Annotated in this window: 13 protein-coding genes; 3 read left to right on the top strand and 10 right to left on the bottom strand. The window is 69.5% G+C overall.

The window, feature by feature from the left end:
- Positions 1-5 precede the first annotated feature (5 nt).
- From LXN01_RS03785 to aspS, 8 genes are all read right to left on the bottom strand, one after another.
- Positions 6-776: a prepilin peptidase gene (locus LXN01_RS03785; RefSeq protein WP_236863242.1), complete on the bottom strand. Its 771-nt coding sequence runs from the start codon at positions 774-776 to the stop codon at positions 6-8.
- Positions 777-868: 92 nt separating this feature from the next.
- Positions 869-1,720, bottom strand: a complete 852-nt coding sequence (locus tag LXN01_RS03780; protein WP_236863241.1) for a shikimate dehydrogenase family protein — start codon at positions 1,718-1,720, stop codon at positions 869-871.
- Positions 1,721-1,723: 3 nt separating this feature from the next.
- On the bottom strand, positions 1,724-2,848 hold the full coding sequence (mltG, locus tag LXN01_RS03775) for an endolytic transglycosylase MltG (RefSeq protein ID WP_236863240.1): 1,125 nt from the start codon (positions 2,846-2,848) through the stop codon (positions 1,724-1,726).
- On the bottom strand, positions 2,845-3,330 hold the full coding sequence (gene ruvX, locus LXN01_RS03770; protein WP_236863441.1) for a Holliday junction resolvase RuvX: 486 nt from the start codon (positions 3,328-3,330) through the stop codon (positions 2,845-2,847). The genes mltG and ruvX overlap by 4 nt, the downstream gene beginning before the upstream one ends.
- A complete protein-coding gene (gene alaS / locus LXN01_RS03765; RefSeq protein WP_236863239.1) occupies positions 3,327-5,984 on the bottom strand; it encodes an alanine--tRNA ligase in 2,658 nt (885 codons plus the stop codon). The genes ruvX and alaS overlap by 4 nt, the downstream gene beginning before the upstream one ends.
- Before the next feature lie 326 nt (positions 5,985-6,310).
- Positions 6,311-6,937 carry a 30S ribosomal protein S4 gene (gene rpsD, locus LXN01_RS03760; protein WP_236863238.1) on the bottom strand — a complete coding sequence of 209 codons (627 nt, stop codon included), beginning with the start codon at positions 6,935-6,937 and terminating at the stop codon, positions 6,311-6,313.
- 286 nt (positions 6,938-7,223) lie between these two features.
- Entirely contained in the window at positions 7,224-8,591 is a 1,368-nt protein-coding gene (locus LXN01_RS03755; RefSeq protein ID WP_236863237.1) for a replication-associated recombination protein A, read from the bottom strand.
- A 16-nt stretch (positions 8,592-8,607) separates the two neighbouring features.
- Positions 8,608-10,383, bottom strand: a complete 1,776-nt coding sequence (aspS, locus tag LXN01_RS03750; RefSeq protein WP_236863236.1) for an aspartate--tRNA ligase — start codon at positions 10,381-10,383, stop codon at positions 8,608-8,610.
- 137 nt (positions 10,384-10,520) lie between these two features.
- Between aspS and LXN01_RS03745 the strand changes: the two genes are divergently transcribed.
- The gene (locus LXN01_RS03745) at positions 10,521-10,892 is read left to right on the top strand and encodes an ArsR/SmtB family transcription factor (protein ID WP_236863235.1); all 372 of its coding nucleotides are present in this window, start codon (positions 10,521-10,523) and stop codon (positions 10,890-10,892) included.
- Between the two features lie 3 nt (positions 10,893-10,895).
- On the opposite strand, the gene hisS is transcribed toward LXN01_RS03745, so the two are convergent.
- Positions 10,896-12,245, bottom strand: a complete 1,350-nt coding sequence (gene hisS, locus LXN01_RS03740; protein ID WP_236863234.1) for a histidine--tRNA ligase — start codon at positions 12,243-12,245, stop codon at positions 10,896-10,898.
- A 158-nt stretch (positions 12,246-12,403) separates the two neighbouring features.
- A complete protein-coding gene (locus LXN01_RS03735) occupies positions 12,404-13,099 on the bottom strand; it encodes an MBL fold metallo-hydrolase (protein WP_236863233.1) in 696 nt (231 codons plus the stop codon).
- 290 nt (positions 13,100-13,389) lie between these two features.
- Between LXN01_RS03735 and LXN01_RS03730 the strand changes: the two genes are divergently transcribed.
- Together LXN01_RS03730 and LXN01_RS03725 are read left to right on the top strand one after the other, a co-directional pair.
- Positions 13,390-14,793 carry a DUF349 domain-containing protein gene (locus LXN01_RS03730; protein WP_236863232.1) on the top strand — a complete coding sequence of 468 codons (1,404 nt, stop codon included), beginning with the start codon at positions 13,390-13,392 and terminating at the stop codon, positions 14,791-14,793.
- A 149-nt stretch (positions 14,794-14,942) separates the two neighbouring features.
- Positions 14,943-15,521, top strand: a complete 579-nt coding sequence (locus LXN01_RS03725) for a hypothetical protein (protein WP_236863231.1) — start codon at positions 14,943-14,945, stop codon at positions 15,519-15,521.
- The last annotated feature ends 88 nt before the right edge of the window (positions 15,522-15,609 follow it).

Below are 15,609 nucleotides of genomic sequence, written 5' to 3'. Positions count from 1 at the left end.
AGAGTCTACAAAAAGACCGGCCCGATGATGACGGCGGTCCACGTGCCGACCAGCATGTGCGGCCCGTACGCGATCGCCTCCCGCATTCCCCGGCCCTGTCCGGCCACCGCGTACAGCACCTGGGCGAGGGCGGAGAGGTTCATGACGACGAGCGCGACGACCAACCCGAATGGACTGAGCGCGGCCGGCAGCATGCCGACGACCACGGCGAGCTTCACATCACCGCCGCCCATCCCCCTGCGCCCGAGCACCGCGCCGAGCACGTTGAGCACCAGGAAGACCAGCAGCAGCACAAGTCCGCCGATCAGGCCGTTGAGCGCGGTGGTCCCAGCGCCTGCCCACTGGTGATCGGTCGCGGAGTTCTCCTGGAAGACGCCGACGACGACCCCGACGAGGAACAGCAGCACCACCGCACCGGTGATCGGCAGGACGATGCGGTTGGGCAGCCGGTGGATCGAGGTGTCGATCCAGAACAGCCAGCCGGTGGCACCGGCGACCAGGCCGAAGGCGATCATCACCGGCAGGTCGGCCCACGTGCGGCTCAGCAGCGCGGGGGTCACGAAGGCGGCCAGCCAGGCCAGCACCGCCCCTGCTGACGTGAGCACCGAGGTGACGAACCCGCTGGGCCTGCCGCTGCCGGCCAGTCCGGGAAGCAGGCGCATGCCCGCCTCGTCGTCGATGAGCCGGGCGAATCGCCACCAGATCCAGGCGCTGACCACCAGCGATGCGAGCACGGTCACGCCCAGGCTGACTCCGAGCGGCATCTGGTCGGTCACTGTTCCTCCTGTCGGTTCAGCTTCGGTCTCAGCCTAACCGCTGGCGGCGACCGGGACGCCCCTCGCGGGCCCGGCCGAGTTCGCCGGCCGCCTCATCCGTGCGCAGCCACCGCCGCCGTCATCGCCTGCTCCACGGCGCGCGGGGCGTCGGCGTCGAGTGCGACGCCGGCGGTCGCGGCGAACGCCAGGAACTGCTCGACCGCCTGGTGCACGAGCATCCTCACGCCGGGCACGCCGACTCCGCCCCGGACCGCGAACTCATGGAGGAGGTCGACCTCTGCCGGGGCGTAGGCGGCGTCGAGCACCACCGGCCGGCCTGCGAAGGTCTGCGGCCAGCTGAGGGGACGTCCGTCGAGGGAACCCGCCGGCAGCGTCGAGACCGTGAGATCGTGCCCGCCGGGGCGCCACTCCGCCAGCCGCGTGACGGAGGTGTCCAGCTCCAGGCGCTGGGCCAGCGCCACCACCTCGGCAGCCCGCTCCGGGCGGCGGACCGCGAAGTCGACGCTGCCGACTCCGAGCTCGCTCAGTGCCACCACCGCCGAGGCGGCAGTCGCCCCGTTGCCCAGGACGGCTCCCGTGCGGGGCGCCTCGGGACGGGCTTCCGACAGCGCGGCCACGATGCCTGCGACATCGGTGTTGAGCACTCGCGCGGCCCGCTCCCGCGACCGCACGAGGGTGTTCCCGGAACCGGTCAGAGCGGCGGTGCGGTCGACGGGCCACCCGTGGGCGGCGGCCAGCTCGATGAGCTCGGCCTTGAGCGGCATCGTGACGGAGAAGCCCAGGTGATCGGGATGGGCTTCCAGGAAGGAGGCCAGCGCACCGGCCGGGACCTCGAAGCGCTCATAGTGGAAGTCGCTGAGCCCGAGGGCCGCGTAGCCCGCGGCATGCAGGACAGGTGAGAGGGAATGGTCGATCGGGGAGCCGAGAACGGCAAAGGCGGGCACGGTTCAGTCCTCCTGGTTCCGCAGCCACTCGCGGTACTTCTCGACGTTCTCGAGGTGTTCGTCATAGCTCTCGGCGAACAGGGTCTCGCCGGATTCCGGGTTGACGGCCACGAAGTACTGCCAGTCTCCGTCCGCCGGGTCCTGCGCGGCGTCGACCGAGCTCCGGCTGGGTGAGTTGATCGGGCCGGGCGGCAGGCCGGGGTGCTTGTAGGTGTTGTAGGGGTTGTCGCTGGCGCGCTCCTCGGCGGTCGTGCTGGCGTCGGGTCGGGAGCCGTGGATGTAGTGCACGGTGGCGTCCGACTGCAGGAGGTTGTTCGTCCTCGACTCCTCCCCGATCCGGTTGATGAAGACCCGCGCGACTTTCCGCCGCACCTCCTCATCGCCGGGCGCCTCGATCTCGACGAGGCTGGCGAGCGTGAAGACCTCGTGCACCTCCTCCAGCGCGATCCCGAGGTCATCGATCTCGGTCTGCGTGCGGTCGACCATCTCCTGGACCATCGCCTCGGCGGTGATGCCGGGCTTGATCTCGTAGGTGGCCGGGTAGAGGTAGCCCTCCAGGCTCGGCGCATCGACGTCGAGCCCGTAGTCCCGCGGGGTCTTGTCCTCGATGGCCTTGAGCGTCTCCTCCTCACTCATGCCCAGCTCGATCATGCGGGCCTGGATCTGGTCGAGGCGGAAGCCCTCGGGAATGGTGAGGCGCTGCGACGCTGCCGGGTCGACGAGCGCCTCGACTGCCGCGGCAGCGCTCATCTGGCGGCGCATCGTGAAGTCACCGGCGTTGATCGTCGCCCCTTGGCGCTCGATCTCGTCGAGGAAGGGGCCGGTCGACTTGATGACGTCCTCCTCCACCAGCTGGTTGGCGACCTGCGTCGCCGAGGAGCCCGGCAGCACCGTCACCACGACCTCTTCGCCGCCCTCGCCCTCGTAGTCGCCGCTCTCACCGAGGACTTCGCCCACGGCGCCGCCGATCGTGTTCACGGCGAGCAGTCCGCCTCCCCCGAGCACGAGGATCGCGACGAGGGTGATGACGGTGGTGCGGCGGCGGCGCATCATCCGGCGGCGGGCACGCGCCTTCAGCTCGGCACGGGTCAAGCCCTCGGCGGGATCGAGGTCGTGCTGCGTGCTCATGGTTCGGGCTCCCCGCGGTCCTCGAGCAGCTCGCCGGCGGGCGCACCGGTCTGCTTCTCCTGATCGATGGCGCTCTGCAGGATGACGACCGCGGCGACCGCGTCGACGATCTCGCGCCGCTTCCGTGAGCTCTTCCCCACCGACTGGAGCACCGCGTGCGCCTGGGTGGTGCTGAAGCGCTCGTCGACCAGGCGCACGGGCAGCCCGGTCGCATCCGCGATCTGCCGGGTGAAGTCGAGCGCGGTGGCGGCCGATGCCCGCTCGGTGCCGTCGAGCGACCGAGGGAGGCCGGTGATGAGTTCGATCGGCTCGTGCTCGGTGACGATCTCGGCGATTCGGCGCAGGGCCTGCTCATCGCCGTCGCGTCGGTAGACCGTCCCGACCGGTGTTGCGAGGATGCCGTCGGGATCGCACTGGGCGATGCCGATGCGCACCGATCCGACATCGATTCCGAGGCGTCGGCCGCGGCGGAATGCCATCAGCGGTCTTCCAGCGCCTGCCGCAGTGCTGTCAGCGCGGCTTCGGCCTTGGTGGGATCGGCGCCTCCGCCCTGCGCGAGGTCAGGCTTGCCGCCGCCTCCGCCGCCGAGCTCCCGGCAGGCCGTCTTGACCAGGTCCCCGGCTCGCAGGCCCTGCTGCTGGGCTGCATCGTTGACCGCGACCACGACGCTGGGCTTTCCGGAGGCGATGCCGACGGCGGCCGTCACCGCCGGTTCGCTGCCGAGGCGGTTGCGCACATCCATGACGAAGGACCGGACGTCGCCTGCGGCCGAGACCTCGCCGAGCGCTGTTCCGGCGAACAGGATGTCGCCGACCCGCTGCGCGGAGGAGGCCGCCTCGCCTGCGGCGGCGAGCACCTTCTGCTGGTTGAGAGCGGCGATGGTGCGCTCGGCCTCCTTGATCCGGGCCAGCAGCGCGGCCACCCTTTCCGGCACGTTCTCGCCGGGCACCTTGAGCAGGTCGGACACCGCCTGCACGATGGTGCGCTCCTTGGCGAGCGAACGGAACGCCGAGAGTCCGACGGCGGCCTCGATGCGCCGAGTGCCGGAGCCGATCGACGCCTCGGAGATCACGGAGATCGGCCCGACCTCGGTGGTGCGCTCCACGTGGGTGCCGCCGCACAGCTCGCGCGACCACGGTCCACCGATGTCGACGACCCGGACGACGGGCGGATACTTCTCACCGAACAGTGCGATCGCGCCCGACTTGCGGGCCTCGTCGAACGGCAGGTGCTCGTAGTTGACCTCGAGGTTGTCGCGGACGGCGACATTGGCCGCGTCCTCGATCTCTGCCCGGGTCTGCGCGCTGAGCGCGTCGGGGAACGAGTAGTCGAAGCGGAGGTATCCGGGGTGGTTGAGCGAACCGGCCTGCACGGCGTTGGAGCCCAGGATCTCGCGCAGCGCGGCGTGGACGAGGTGGGTCGCCGAGTGCGCCTGCTCCGCGGCGAACCGGTGGCTCCCGTCGACTTCGGCGTGGACGTTCGTGTCGGGGGTGATCTCGCCCTCGAGGACCTCGATCCGGTGGGCGGGAAGTCCCTTGAGGGCGTTCTGGACATCGAGGACGCGCGCGACGAAGCCGTCGCCGCGGATGATTCCGACATCGGCCTGCTGCCCGCCTGCCTCCGCGTAGAACGGGGTGACGTCGAGCACGAGATCGACCGTCTCGCCCGGGAGAGCGACGTCGACGTTCTGCCCCTCGGCGACGAGCCCGCGGATCCTGGAGTCGGCGGTGAGGTTGTCGTAGCCGACGAACTCGGTCGCCCCTTCATCGAGCAGGGCGGAGTAGGCGGACAGATCGGCCTGCAGGCTGCCCTTCTTGGCCTTCGCGTCCTCCTTGGCGCGCCGGCGCTGTTCGGCCATGAGCTCGGTGAACCCGGTCTCGTCGACCTCCACACCCTGCTCGGCAGCCATCTCCAGAGTCATGTCGATCGGGAAGCCGTGGGTGTCGTGGAGGGCGAAGGCGATGTCGCCGCCGATCGTGCCGCCTCGGCCGACCTGCTCGACAGCGCGGGTCAGCAGCTCGGTGCCGGATTCGAGAGTGCGCAGGAAGGCGCGCTCCTCGGCGTAGGCGATGCGGGAGATGCGGTCGAAGTCCGTCTCCAGCTCGGGGTAGGAGGCCTTCATGGCGTCCATGGACACCGGCAGCAGCACCGGCATCACGGGTTCGGTGACGCCGAGCAGGCGCATCGCACGGACGGCACGGCGCAGCAGGCGGCGCAGGATGTAGCCGCGGCCCTCGTTGGCGGGACGGACGCCGTCGCCGATGATGATGAGCGCCGAGCGGACGTGATCGGCCACGACGCGCATCCGCACGTCGTCGCCTTCATCGGCTCCGTACCTGCGGCCGGAGAGCTCGCTGGCGGCGGCGATGACGGGATAGACCTCGTCGATCTCGTACATGTTCTCGACACCCTGCTTGAGGAAGGCCACGCGCTCGAGGCCCATCCCGGTGTCGATGTTCTTGGCCGGCAGCTCGCCCTTGATGTCGAAGTCGACCTTGGAGCGGACCGCCGACAGCTCGAACTCCATGAACACGAGATTCCAGATCTCGATGTAGCGGTCCTCGTCCGCGATCGGCCCGCCCTCGGCGCCGTAGGCCGGACCGCGGTCGTAGTAGATCTCCGAGCAGTAGCCGCCCGGCCCGGGCTGCCCCGTGTGCCAGAAGTTGTCCTCGTTGCCGCGCGTCTGGATCCGTTCGGCGGGAATCGCCGTGTTCTTCAGCCACAGGTCGATCGTCTCGGCGTCTTCGGCGTGCACGGTGGCCCACAGCCGGTCCGGTTCGAAGCCCAGACCGCCGGCGCTCTCGGGAGTGGTGAGCAGCTCCCAGGCGAAGCGGATCGCGTCCTCCTTGAAGTAGTCGCCGAAGGAGAAGTTGCCGTTCATCTGGAAGAACGTGCCGTGCCGGGTCGTCTTGCCGACCTCTTCGATGTCGCCGGTGCGCACGCACTTCTGCACGCTGGTCGCCCGCGGGAACGGGGCCGGCTCGCGCCCGGAGAGATACGGGATGAACTGCACCATGCCGGCGATGTTGAACAGGATCGACGGATCGGAGCTGATCACCGAGGCCGAGGGCACGACGACATGGCCGTTCGCCTCGAAGTAATCCAGCCACCGTCGTCTGATCTCTGCCGTCTTCATTCGTGACCTTTCATCCGCCGCGGTTTACGGGTGCTGCCGGGGTGCGGGAGCCGCCATGGTGCCGGACCTGCCGTGCTGCGGCGTCTCCCGGCGTCGGACCAGGCGTGATGCCCAGCGGTCTGCGCCCCACGCAAGTGTAGTGGATCGGCCGGTTCGGCACAGCCGGGCGGCTCTCGGTGGACCTCTGCGCGCACGACCCCGTAGTGAATGGCGAACCGCCCGGATCCATCAGGATCCGGGCGGATGCCGCAGAGCAGATCTGCGCGCCCATCGCGTCGGCGAGAGCCGATCAGCGCGTGTGCACATCGATCGGCTCCGGGAGCGGATCAGCGCGAGTAGTGCTCGACCACGAGCTGAACGTCACAGGTGACCGGGACTTCCTCGCGCTTGGGCCGACGCAGCAGCGTTGCCTGCAGAGCCTCCAGATCCACCTTGAGGTAGCCCGGGGTGGCCGGCAGCACGTCACGATGAGCGCCGAGCGCGGAGACCTGGAAGGGATCCATCTGCGCCGACTTCTGGTGCACGTGGATCATCTGGCCCTCCTTGACGCGGAAGGACGGACGGTCCACGCGCTGACCGTCGACCATGATGTGGCGGTGCACCACGAACTGGCGGGCCTGGGCGATGGTGCGGGCGAAGCCGGAGCGGAGGACGAGGGCGTCCAGGCGCATCTCGAGGAGCTCGACCAGGTTCTCACCGGTCAGACCGGGAAGCCGCTTGGCCTCCTTGTAGGCCTTGAGCATCTGGGCCTCGCGGATGCCGTACTGCGCGCGCAGGCGCTGCTTCTCCTTGAGTCGGACCGAGTAGTCGCTGTCATTGCGACGGCGAGCGCGGCCGTGCTCGCCCGGCGGGTACGGGCGGCGTTCGAAGTACTTCTCTGCTTTGGGGGTCAGGGGCAGACCCAGTGCGCGCGACAGGCGGACCTGGCGGCGATCCCGTGCGGGAGCGGTCATCAGCGGTGCAACCTTTCGGTTCGATTCTTCTGTCCCGGCCGGAGCTCCCCCGCAGGCGAGCGCTCGTCCGTGTCCGGAACAGCTGTTTCCCCGGATGGGAAAGAGGGCTCAAGGACGCGAGCACGTCCTCGGCCGACCGCCTTTATGAGCAGGCACAGCGACACACAAGTCTATGGGAGGACGGTCCCCGGCGCAAAATCGGCGCCTGCGGCGCCTCACTGCTCCTCCGATGTCGCCTCGCTGCTCCTCCAGGATCGCCTCGGTTTTCCTCCGAGATCGAACCTGCTCAGCGCTGGTCGAGAATCCGCCGCAGCACCGCCAGCCGCTCGGCCATCCCGTGCTCGGCGCCGTTGGCGGTGGGCTCGTAGTAGCGCGTGCCGACGAGCGGATCGGGCAGATACTGCTGACCGGCCACGCCGTGCGGATAGTCATGGGCATACCTGTAGCCGGCACCGTGACCGAGGGCCTTCGCTCCCGGGTAGTGGGCATCCCGCAGGTGCATCGGCACCTCCCCCGACTTGCCGGCCCTGACGTCGGCGAGCGCCTGGTTGATCGCGTTGTAGGAGGCGTTCGACTTCGGGGCGCACGCCAGGTAGACGACCGCCTGCGCGAGCGGGATGCGACCCTCCGGCATTCCGATCCGCTCGACGGCGGTCTGCGTGGCCACCGCCAGCTGCAGCGCCTGCGGGTCGGCCATGCCGATGTCCTCGGCCGCCGAGATCACGACCCGCCGGCAGATGAAGCGGGGGTCCTCCCCTGCCTCGATCATGCGGGCGAGGTAGTGCACGGCCGCATCCGGGTCAGAGCCGCGGATGGACTTGATGAACGCCGACACCACGTCGTAGTGCTGGTCGCCGTTGCGGTCGTAGCGGACGACAGCCTGATCGGCAGCGTCGGCGGCGTGCTCGGCGGTGATGACCGGCGCCTCGGCGGCTGCCGACGTGGCCTTGGCGCTGGCGGCCGCGGCCTCGAGCACTGTGAGCGAGCGGCGGGCGTCTCCAGCGGCGACCGCGACGATGTAGTCGCGGGCCTCCGCCGAGAGCTCGAACGTGTCTGCCAGTCCTCGATCCGCGTGCACCGCTCGCTCCAGCAGCATCCGGATGTCGTCATCGGCCAGCGGCCTGAGCGAGAGCACCAGCGACCGGGAGACGAGCGGGGCGATCACGGAGAACGAGGGGTTCTCCGTGGTGGCGGCGATGAGGACGACCAGCCGGTTCTCCACTGCGGGCAGCAGCGCATCCTGCTGGGCCTTGGAGAACCGGTGGATCTCATCGAGGAACAGGACTGTGGTGCGGCCGTAGAGATCGCGGTCGTTGCGCGCATCCTCGATGACCCGGCGCACATCCTTGACCCCGGCGGTGATCGCCGACAGCTCGACGAACCGACGGTCCTCGGCATGGGAGACCACGTGCGCGATCGTCGTCTTGCCCACCCCCGGTGGGCCCCACAGGATGATCGAGCTCGCCCCGGCCTTGTCGCCGGCCTGTGCGGTGACGAGCTGATGCAGCGGGGAGCCGGGGAAGGTCAGGTGGTCCTGGCCGACGATCTCCTCGATCGTGCGCGGCCGCATCCGCACGGCGAGCGGGTCGAGCGCGGAGCCGGCGACCGGGCCGGGCTCCCCCGGGCCGGTCGCCGCCGAGAACAGATCAGACATCAGAGCAGAACCGCAATCAGTCCTCGTCCTCGGGCGTGTAGTCGACTCCGGCCTCGGCGCGCTGCTGCTCGGTGATCGGTGCCGGCGCATCGGTCAGCGGATCGTAGCCGCCGCCGGTCTTGGGGAAGGCGATGACCTCGCGGATCGAGTCCGCGCCCGCCAGCAGGGACACGATCCGGTCCCACCCGAAGGCGATGCCGCCATGCGGCGGCGCACCGTAGCTGAAGGCGTCGAGCAGGAATCCGAACTTCTCGCGCGCGTCCTCCTCGCTGATGCCCATGACCTTGAAGACCCGCTCCTGCACGTCCGGGCGGTGGATGCGGATCGAGCCGCCGCCGATCTCGTTGCCGTTGCAGACGATGTCGTACGCGTAGGCGAGGGCGGAGCCGGGATCGGTGTCGAAGGTGTCGAGGAACTCCGGCTTCGGTGCGGTGAAGGCGTGGTGGACGGCGGCCCAGGAGCCGGCGCCGACCGCCACCTCACCGGCGGCGGCCGCCTCTTCCGCGGATTCGAACAGGGGCGCGTCGACCACCCACACGAACGACCACGCCGACTCGTCGATCAGGCCCTCGCGGACTGCGATCTCCTTACGGGCTGCGCCCAGCAGACCGCGCGCAGCCCCGGGCTTGTCGGCGGCGAAGAACACCGCGTCCCCGGGTCGGGCGCCGACCTTCTCGGCCAGGCCGGCCTTCTCCGCATCGGAGATGTTCTTGGCCACCGGACCGGTCAGCGTGCCGTCTTCCTGGATCAGGACGTAGGCCAGCCCCTTCGCGCCGCGCTGCTTGGCCCACTCCTGCCAGCCGTCGAGCTGGCGGCGCGGAAGCGAACCGCCGCCGGGGTAGACCACGGCGCCGACGTACGGGGCCTGGAACACGCGGAAGGGGGTGTCGGCGAAGTACTCGGTGAGCTCGGTGAGCTCGATCTCGAAGCGCAGGTCGGGCTTGTCCGTGCCGTAGCGCTCCATCGCCTCGTGGTAGGTGATGCGCGGGATCGGCTGGTCGAGCTCGTGGCCGATGAGCTTCCACAGCGCAGCCAGGATCTCCTCGGCCAGCGCGATCACGTCGTCCTGCTCCACGAACGAGGCTTCGATGTCGAGCTGCGTGAACTCCGGCTGCCGGTCGGCGCGGAAGTCCTCGTCGCGGTAGCACCGGGCGATCTGGTAGTAGCGTTCCATGCCCGCCACCTGCAGCAGCTGCTTGAACAGCTGGGGCGACTGCGGCAGCGCGTACCAGCTGCCCGGCCGCAGCCGAGCCGGGACCAGGAAGTCGCGTGCGCCCTCCGGCGTCGAGCGGGTCAGCGTCGGCGTCTCGATCTCGATGAACCGGTGGTCCTCCAGCACCGAGCGAGCAGCTCGGTTGACCTCCGAGCGCAGGCGCAGCGCCGCGGCGGGACCCGAGCGGCGCAGATCGAGGTAGCGGTACTTCAGGCGCACCTCCTCACCGACCACGCCGGAGTCCTCGGCGTGGTCGGACACCTGGAACGGCAGCGGCGCCGCAGGTGCCAGCACCTCGACCTCGGTGTCGACGATCTCGATCTCGCCGGTCGGCAGACTGGGATTGGTGTTGCCCTCCGGCCGGGCCGCGACCGTGCCGGCGATCTTCACCACGGTCTCGTTGCGCAGCAGATCGGCGTCCTGTTCGCGGACGACGACCTGGACGATCCCCGAGGCGTCGCGCAGGTCGATGAAGGCGACTCCGCCATGGTCTCGTCGACGGTCCACCCAGCCGGTGAGGGTGACGGTGGAATCGATGTCCGAGACACGCAGGGTGCCCGCCTCGTGGGTTCTCAGCACTTCAGGTAGCTCCTTAGGGTTGAATGGGCCGTACGCCTGCCGTCAATGATAGACGTTGGGCGGTTCGAGTCCGGAACGCTCAGCAGCTCGGATGAGCCGACGGACCGGGACCTGCTCACGGGCCGGAAAGGACGATTGTGGACACCACTCCCTCGGGAATCGAGACTCCGACGACCGCGCAGATCGAGGTGGCGGCGGAGACCTTCCGCATGCTGTCCTCGTCCACTCGGCTGCTCATCGTGTGGTTCCTCGTCCACGAGGAGTCGGATGTCACCGGCCTCGCCGAGGCGTCGGGCGCCAGTGTGCAGGCGGTCTCGCAGCACTTGGCGAAGCTCCGGCTGGCGGGCCTGGTGTCGTCCCGCCGCGAGGGCCGCAGGATCTTCTACATGGTCGACGACCCGCACGTGGTCACGATGGTCAGCGAGATCTTCGACCACATCGCGCCCGACGGCTCGCTGGCGCCCGACCCGGAGCCGCGCCCTGCGGGTCCCCTGCGCGCGATGGAATAGAGCTCAGTCCGCTGCGGTGACCTTGCTCACCGACGGCCACAGATCCTCGACGGGCGGAGCCCACAGTTCCGGGTCCGCGCTGATCTGCTCTCCGGAGCGGATGTCCTTGACTTCATGGCCGGTCTCGCCGTCGAGGAACCAGACGAACGGGATGCCCCGGCGGTCGGCGTACTTGATCTGCTTGCCGAACTTGCTGGCCGACGGGGAGACATCGACGGGAATGCCGCGCCGCCGGAGCAGGTTGGCCACCGCTGCCGCATCGTCCCGGTGAGATTCGTCGCTCACGGCGACGAGCACTGCCGAGGGCACCGAGCGACTGGCCTGCACCATCCGATTCCTGCCCACGAGGCGCGACATCAGGCGCGATACCCCGATCGACATGCCGACCCCGGGGTAAGTCTTCTTACCGGTGGTCGCCAGGGCGTCGTAGCGGCCGCCGGAGGCGACCGAGCCGATGGACTCGTGGCCGACGAGCTGCGTCTCGTAGACGGAGCCGGTGTAGTAGTCGAGGCCGCGGGCGATCTTGAGCTGGGCGACGACGATGCCGGGCTGCTGACGATTGGCGGCATCGAGCAGCCGGGTGAGCGATTCGAGGCCCTCGTCGAGGAGCGGATCAGTGATTCCGAGCGCGGTGACCGCCTCGGCGAACTCCCCGGTGGTGCTCTCGATCGCCGCCAGGTCGAGCAGCAGCCGCTGCTGGGCGGCATCGGCCCCGGCTTCGGCGGCGAGGAGCTCACCGACCCTGTCCGGACCGATCTTGTCGAGCTTGTCGATGCAGCGCAGCACCGGGGTGACGTCCTCGAGGCCGAGTCCGCGGGTGAAGCCTTCGAGAAGTCGGCGGTTGTTCGCCAGGATCCGCACCGGCGGCACCCCCAGCTCGGCGAGTTCGCCGAATGCCTGCGCCATCACGAGCGGGACTTCGACCTCGAAGTGGTCCGGAAGCGTGTCCTCGGCGACGATGTCGATGTCGGCCTGGATGAATTCGCGGTAGCGGCCGTCCTGCGGGCGTTCGCCGCGCCAGACCGGCTGGATCTGGTAGCGCTTGAACGGGAACGCCAGGTGGCCGGCGTTCTCGACCACGTACCGGGCGAACGGCACGGTCAGGTCGAAGTGCAGGCCGAGTGGGGTCTTCGCGTCCCCGGGCTCCTCGTGGAGGCGGGAGACCGCGAACACCTCCTTGTCGATCTCGCCTTCCTTGGCGAGCGCGGCGATCGGCTCGACCGCGCGCGTGTGCAGCGCCGCAAAGCCGTTGAGCTCGAACGTGTGCTTGAGCAGATCGATGACCCGCTCCTCGACGATTCGATCTGCGGGCAGCCATTCGGGAAATCCCGACAGACGTGCGGCTTGTGCCATGGGTGGTGCTCTCCTTCAGAGACTGCTGGATGGTCTTCAGCGACTGCTGGATGGTCTTCAGCGACTGCTGGCTGGTCAGGTGATTCTCGGCGGCGCTGAGGCGCTGAGTGGCCGCGACGCGGAGTGCCGGATGGTCGTGGGCGCGCGCGCCGGAGGAGTCAGAGGAACGGGTTGGTGCGCAGCTCATGGGAGATGCGACTCGCGGGGCCATGTCCGGGCAGCACCGGGGTGTCGGGCAGCGTCTTCAGGTGCTCGAGCGTCCGCTGCATGGCCGCCGCGTCCCCGCCCGCGAGGTCGGTGCGGCCGATGGAGCCGGCGAACAGCACGTCACCGGTGAACAGCACCTCGGCGGCATCGCCCTCTCCGGCGGGATCCCTCACCCGCCACAGGGTCGAGCCCTCGGTGTGCCCGGGCGCCGGCTGCGGGGTGATCGTGAGCCCGGCGAGTCTCAGGGACTCCGTGCCGTCGACGACCGTCGCGGCGGGGGCCTGCCAGCCGTCGGCGAGCGGTCCGACCAGCGCCGCCAGCTGCGCGGAGACCGTTGCTGCCGGATCCTGCAGACGGTAGAGGTCGGGGGCCCCGATGTACACCTCGAGGTCGAAGGCGGCCAGCAGGTTCGGCAGACCGAGGATATGGTCCGGATGACCGTGGGTGAGCAGCACCGCGACGGGCCGCCAGCCGAACTCCCGGAGCGTCCGCTCCAGGTCCGGCGCGCAGTCGAATCCGGCGTCGACCAGGATGCACTCACGCTCGCCGCCGACGTCGGAATCCGTCCCGTGCCCGGGCACGGACTCGGCCGCGACCGCGTAGCAGTTGACCTCGAGCAGCTCTGCGCGGACTCCGGTGATCTCCATGGCGGTCAGTCTAACGCCCGGTGCGCGACCGACCCTGCGCGCCCGCGCAGTACCGGCGCGACCCCGGCTCCGGGATCCGTGAGGCGCCTCCTCCGGTATCCGTGAGCGTCCTCCTCCGGTATCCGTGAGCGTCCTCCTCCGGTATCCGTGAGCGTCCTCCTCCGGTATCCGTGAGCGTCCTCCTCCGCCGCCTCACGGTGCCCGACGGCTGTGCTCGCTATGCTGGTGACGTTCAACCCATCGTCGAGTGATCACACGTGATTCGACCGACGCAACGACAAGGTACGGAAATGACCGACGACGCAGCCCAGAACCAGCCCACGCCGAAACCGAAGCCGGTTCCACGCCCGCCGGCCGGAGCCGGCGCACCCTCCCCGGCGAAACTGGCCGGGACGAAGACCGCGGCACCGGCGCCTGTGCCTCCGCAGGATCGCAGCGCGGAGATCGCCGAGGCCGTGTCATTCGGACGCGTCGCCGAGGACTCGACGGTGTACGTCCGCACCGATGCCGGCGAGCGGCCCGTCGGCCAGTACCCGGACGCGACCGCCGAGCAGGCGCTGGAGTACTTCGCGCGCAAGTACCTCGAAGTCGTGGATGCCGCAGCTCTCCTGCAGGAGCGGCTCACCGCCGGCGCCTCGGGAGACTCGATCCGGGCATCCGCTGTCAGCCAGCGCGAGGCCCTGGGCGAGGCCAAGGCAGTGGGTGACCTGTCGGCCGTCGAGGCGAAGCTGCGCGAGATCGAGGGCAGCGCCGCCGAGCGAGCCGCGGAGCAGGCGAAGGAGCGCGAGGCCGCCAAGTCCGCCGGGCTCGCCGCCCGAACCGCAGTCGTCGAGGAGGCCGAGGCGATCGCCGCAACCGATCCGGCGCGGATGCAGTGGAAGCAGTCGGGTGCTCGGCTCAATGACCTCTTCGGCGAATGGAAGCAGATCCAGTCGACCTCACCCCGGCTGCCGCGTTCGCAGGATCAGGAGCTGTGGGGTCGATTCTCCAAGGCGCGCAACATCTTCGACAAGCGACGTCGGGAGTTCTTCTCTGATCTCGACAAGCGCAATGCCGAGGGCAAGCGGATTAAGGAGGAGCTCGTCACCGAGGCCGAGGCGCTCTCCGAGTCGACGGACTGGCGCGGGACCTCGCAGAAGTACCGCGAGCTGATGGACCGGTGGAAGGCGGCCCCGCGCGCCGGCCGGCGCGAGGACGATGCGCTGTGGGCTCGATTCCGTGCCGCACAGGATGTCTTCTTCGCCGCCCGCAACCACGCCAACGATGCCATCGATGCCGAGTACAGCGAGAACCTCGCTGCCAAGGAGGAGCTGCTCAAGCGCGCTCAGGCCCTGCTGCCGGTGACCGATATCCAGGCGACGAAGGACAAGCTGCGAGCTATCCAGGACGAATGGGAGGCCGCGGGCAAGGTGCCGCGCGCCGACGTGTCCCGGATGGAAGGCGGACTGCGCGCAGTCGAGCGGGCACTTGCCGAGGCGGAGGCGGCCGAGTGGGACCGGACGAACCCGGAGACCCGGGCCCGCACCTCGGGCGCCCTGGCGCAGCTGGAGGATGCGATCGCCGAGCTCGAATCGAAGCTCGCGGCGGCGCAGGCGGGCGGGAACGCCGCTGCGATCGAGAAGGCGCAGGCGGCCCTGGACGCTCGCCGTGCATGGTACGAGCAGCTGTCGAAGACTGCCGCGGAGCTCTCATGAGCGGGTCCGGCTTCCGCGCGAGCGAATTGGGCTCGCGGGAGTAGTCGACGGCTGCGTCGTCCACAGGGAACGGCGCAGCCGTCGTGGTGCTGTCCACAGGTCGCGGGCAGACGTTGTCGGCGAGCCACCCGCCCGGGGAGCATGGGATCATGGATGATCTCCTGCGCGTCGGGGAACCGCTGAGCTACGCCGAGCTGATGGACCTGACGCTCGACGGGCTGGTCTTCAGGCTCAGCCACAGCTGCTGGGTGCCGGTCGGCACTCGGGTCGACGCGGAACTGCGGGCCCGGGCCCTGGGAGCTCCCCGGCAGACCGGTCTGGTCGCGTCTCATCACTCGGCGCACTGGATCTGGTGGGGTGTCGGCACGGGGCCCACGACGCCCGAGTACACCACGCGCAGACGGCGGCGGCTGCGCAGCGCAGCCCAGCCGTGGATCACCTATGAGCGCTGGGTCGAAGGGCCTGATCTCGCGTGCGTCGCCGGTCTGGCGGTCACTGCGCCCAATCGGACGCTCTACGACCTGACCCTGCTCATTCACGAGACCTTCGGGGATCAGTCGGTCGCGGTGAAGCAGCTCCACCGGATCCTTGCACAGGTCTCGGATCGAGAGAAGGAGAACTTCTGTTCGTACCTGGAAGCACAGTACCGGCGGCCCCACCTGAGATGCCTTCGCAGCCTCGCCGCGGCGGCGATCGCACCGCAGCGACAGCCGCCGACGATCGGGTGAGCCGTTGCCAGTCGGCCGGGTCGGTCGCCGGTGATCGGAGTGGCCACCACGGGCGAGCCCGATCAGCCGTCGGCGATCGAGCAGCAGG

It is taken from the genome of Brevibacterium daeguense (assembly GCF_021729135.1).
GTDB lineage: Bacteria > Actinomycetota > Actinomycetes > Actinomycetales > Brevibacteriaceae > Brevibacterium > Brevibacterium daeguense.
Note: the sequence above shows the minus strand (reverse complement) of the source record. Positions and strands in the feature narration are given on the sequence as shown.

Bases quoted from the DNA above. Each gene is read 5' to 3' on its own strand.
- mltG (WP_236863240.1), bottom strand. From the start codon at position 2,848: ATGAGCACGCAGCACGACCTCGATCCCGCCGAGGGCTTGACCCGTGCC.
- alaS (WP_236863239.1), bottom strand. From the start codon at position 5,984: ATGAAGACGGCAGAGATCAGACGACGGTGGCTGGATTACTTCGAGGCG.
- rpsD (WP_236863238.1), bottom strand. From the start codon at position 6,937: ATGACCGCTCCCGCACGGGATCGCCGCCAGGTCCGCCTGTCGCGCGCA.
- LXN01_RS03755 (WP_236863237.1), bottom strand. From the start codon at position 8,591: ATGTCTGATCTGTTCTCGGCGGCGACCGGCCCGGGGGAGCCCGGCCCG.
- hisS (WP_236863234.1), bottom strand. From the start codon at position 12,245: ATGGCACAAGCCGCACGTCTGTCGGGATTTCCCGAATGGCTGCCCGCA.
- LXN01_RS03735 (WP_236863233.1), bottom strand. From the start codon at position 13,099: ATGGAGATCACCGGAGTCCGCGCAGAGCTGCTCGAGGTCAACTGCTAC.
- LXN01_RS03730 (WP_236863232.1), top strand. From the start codon at position 13,390: ATGACCGACGACGCAGCCCAGAACCAGCCCACGCCGAAACCGAAGCCG.
- LXN01_RS03725 (WP_236863231.1), top strand. From the start codon at position 14,943: ATGGATGATCTCCTGCGCGTCGGGGAACCGCTGAGCTACGCCGAGCTG.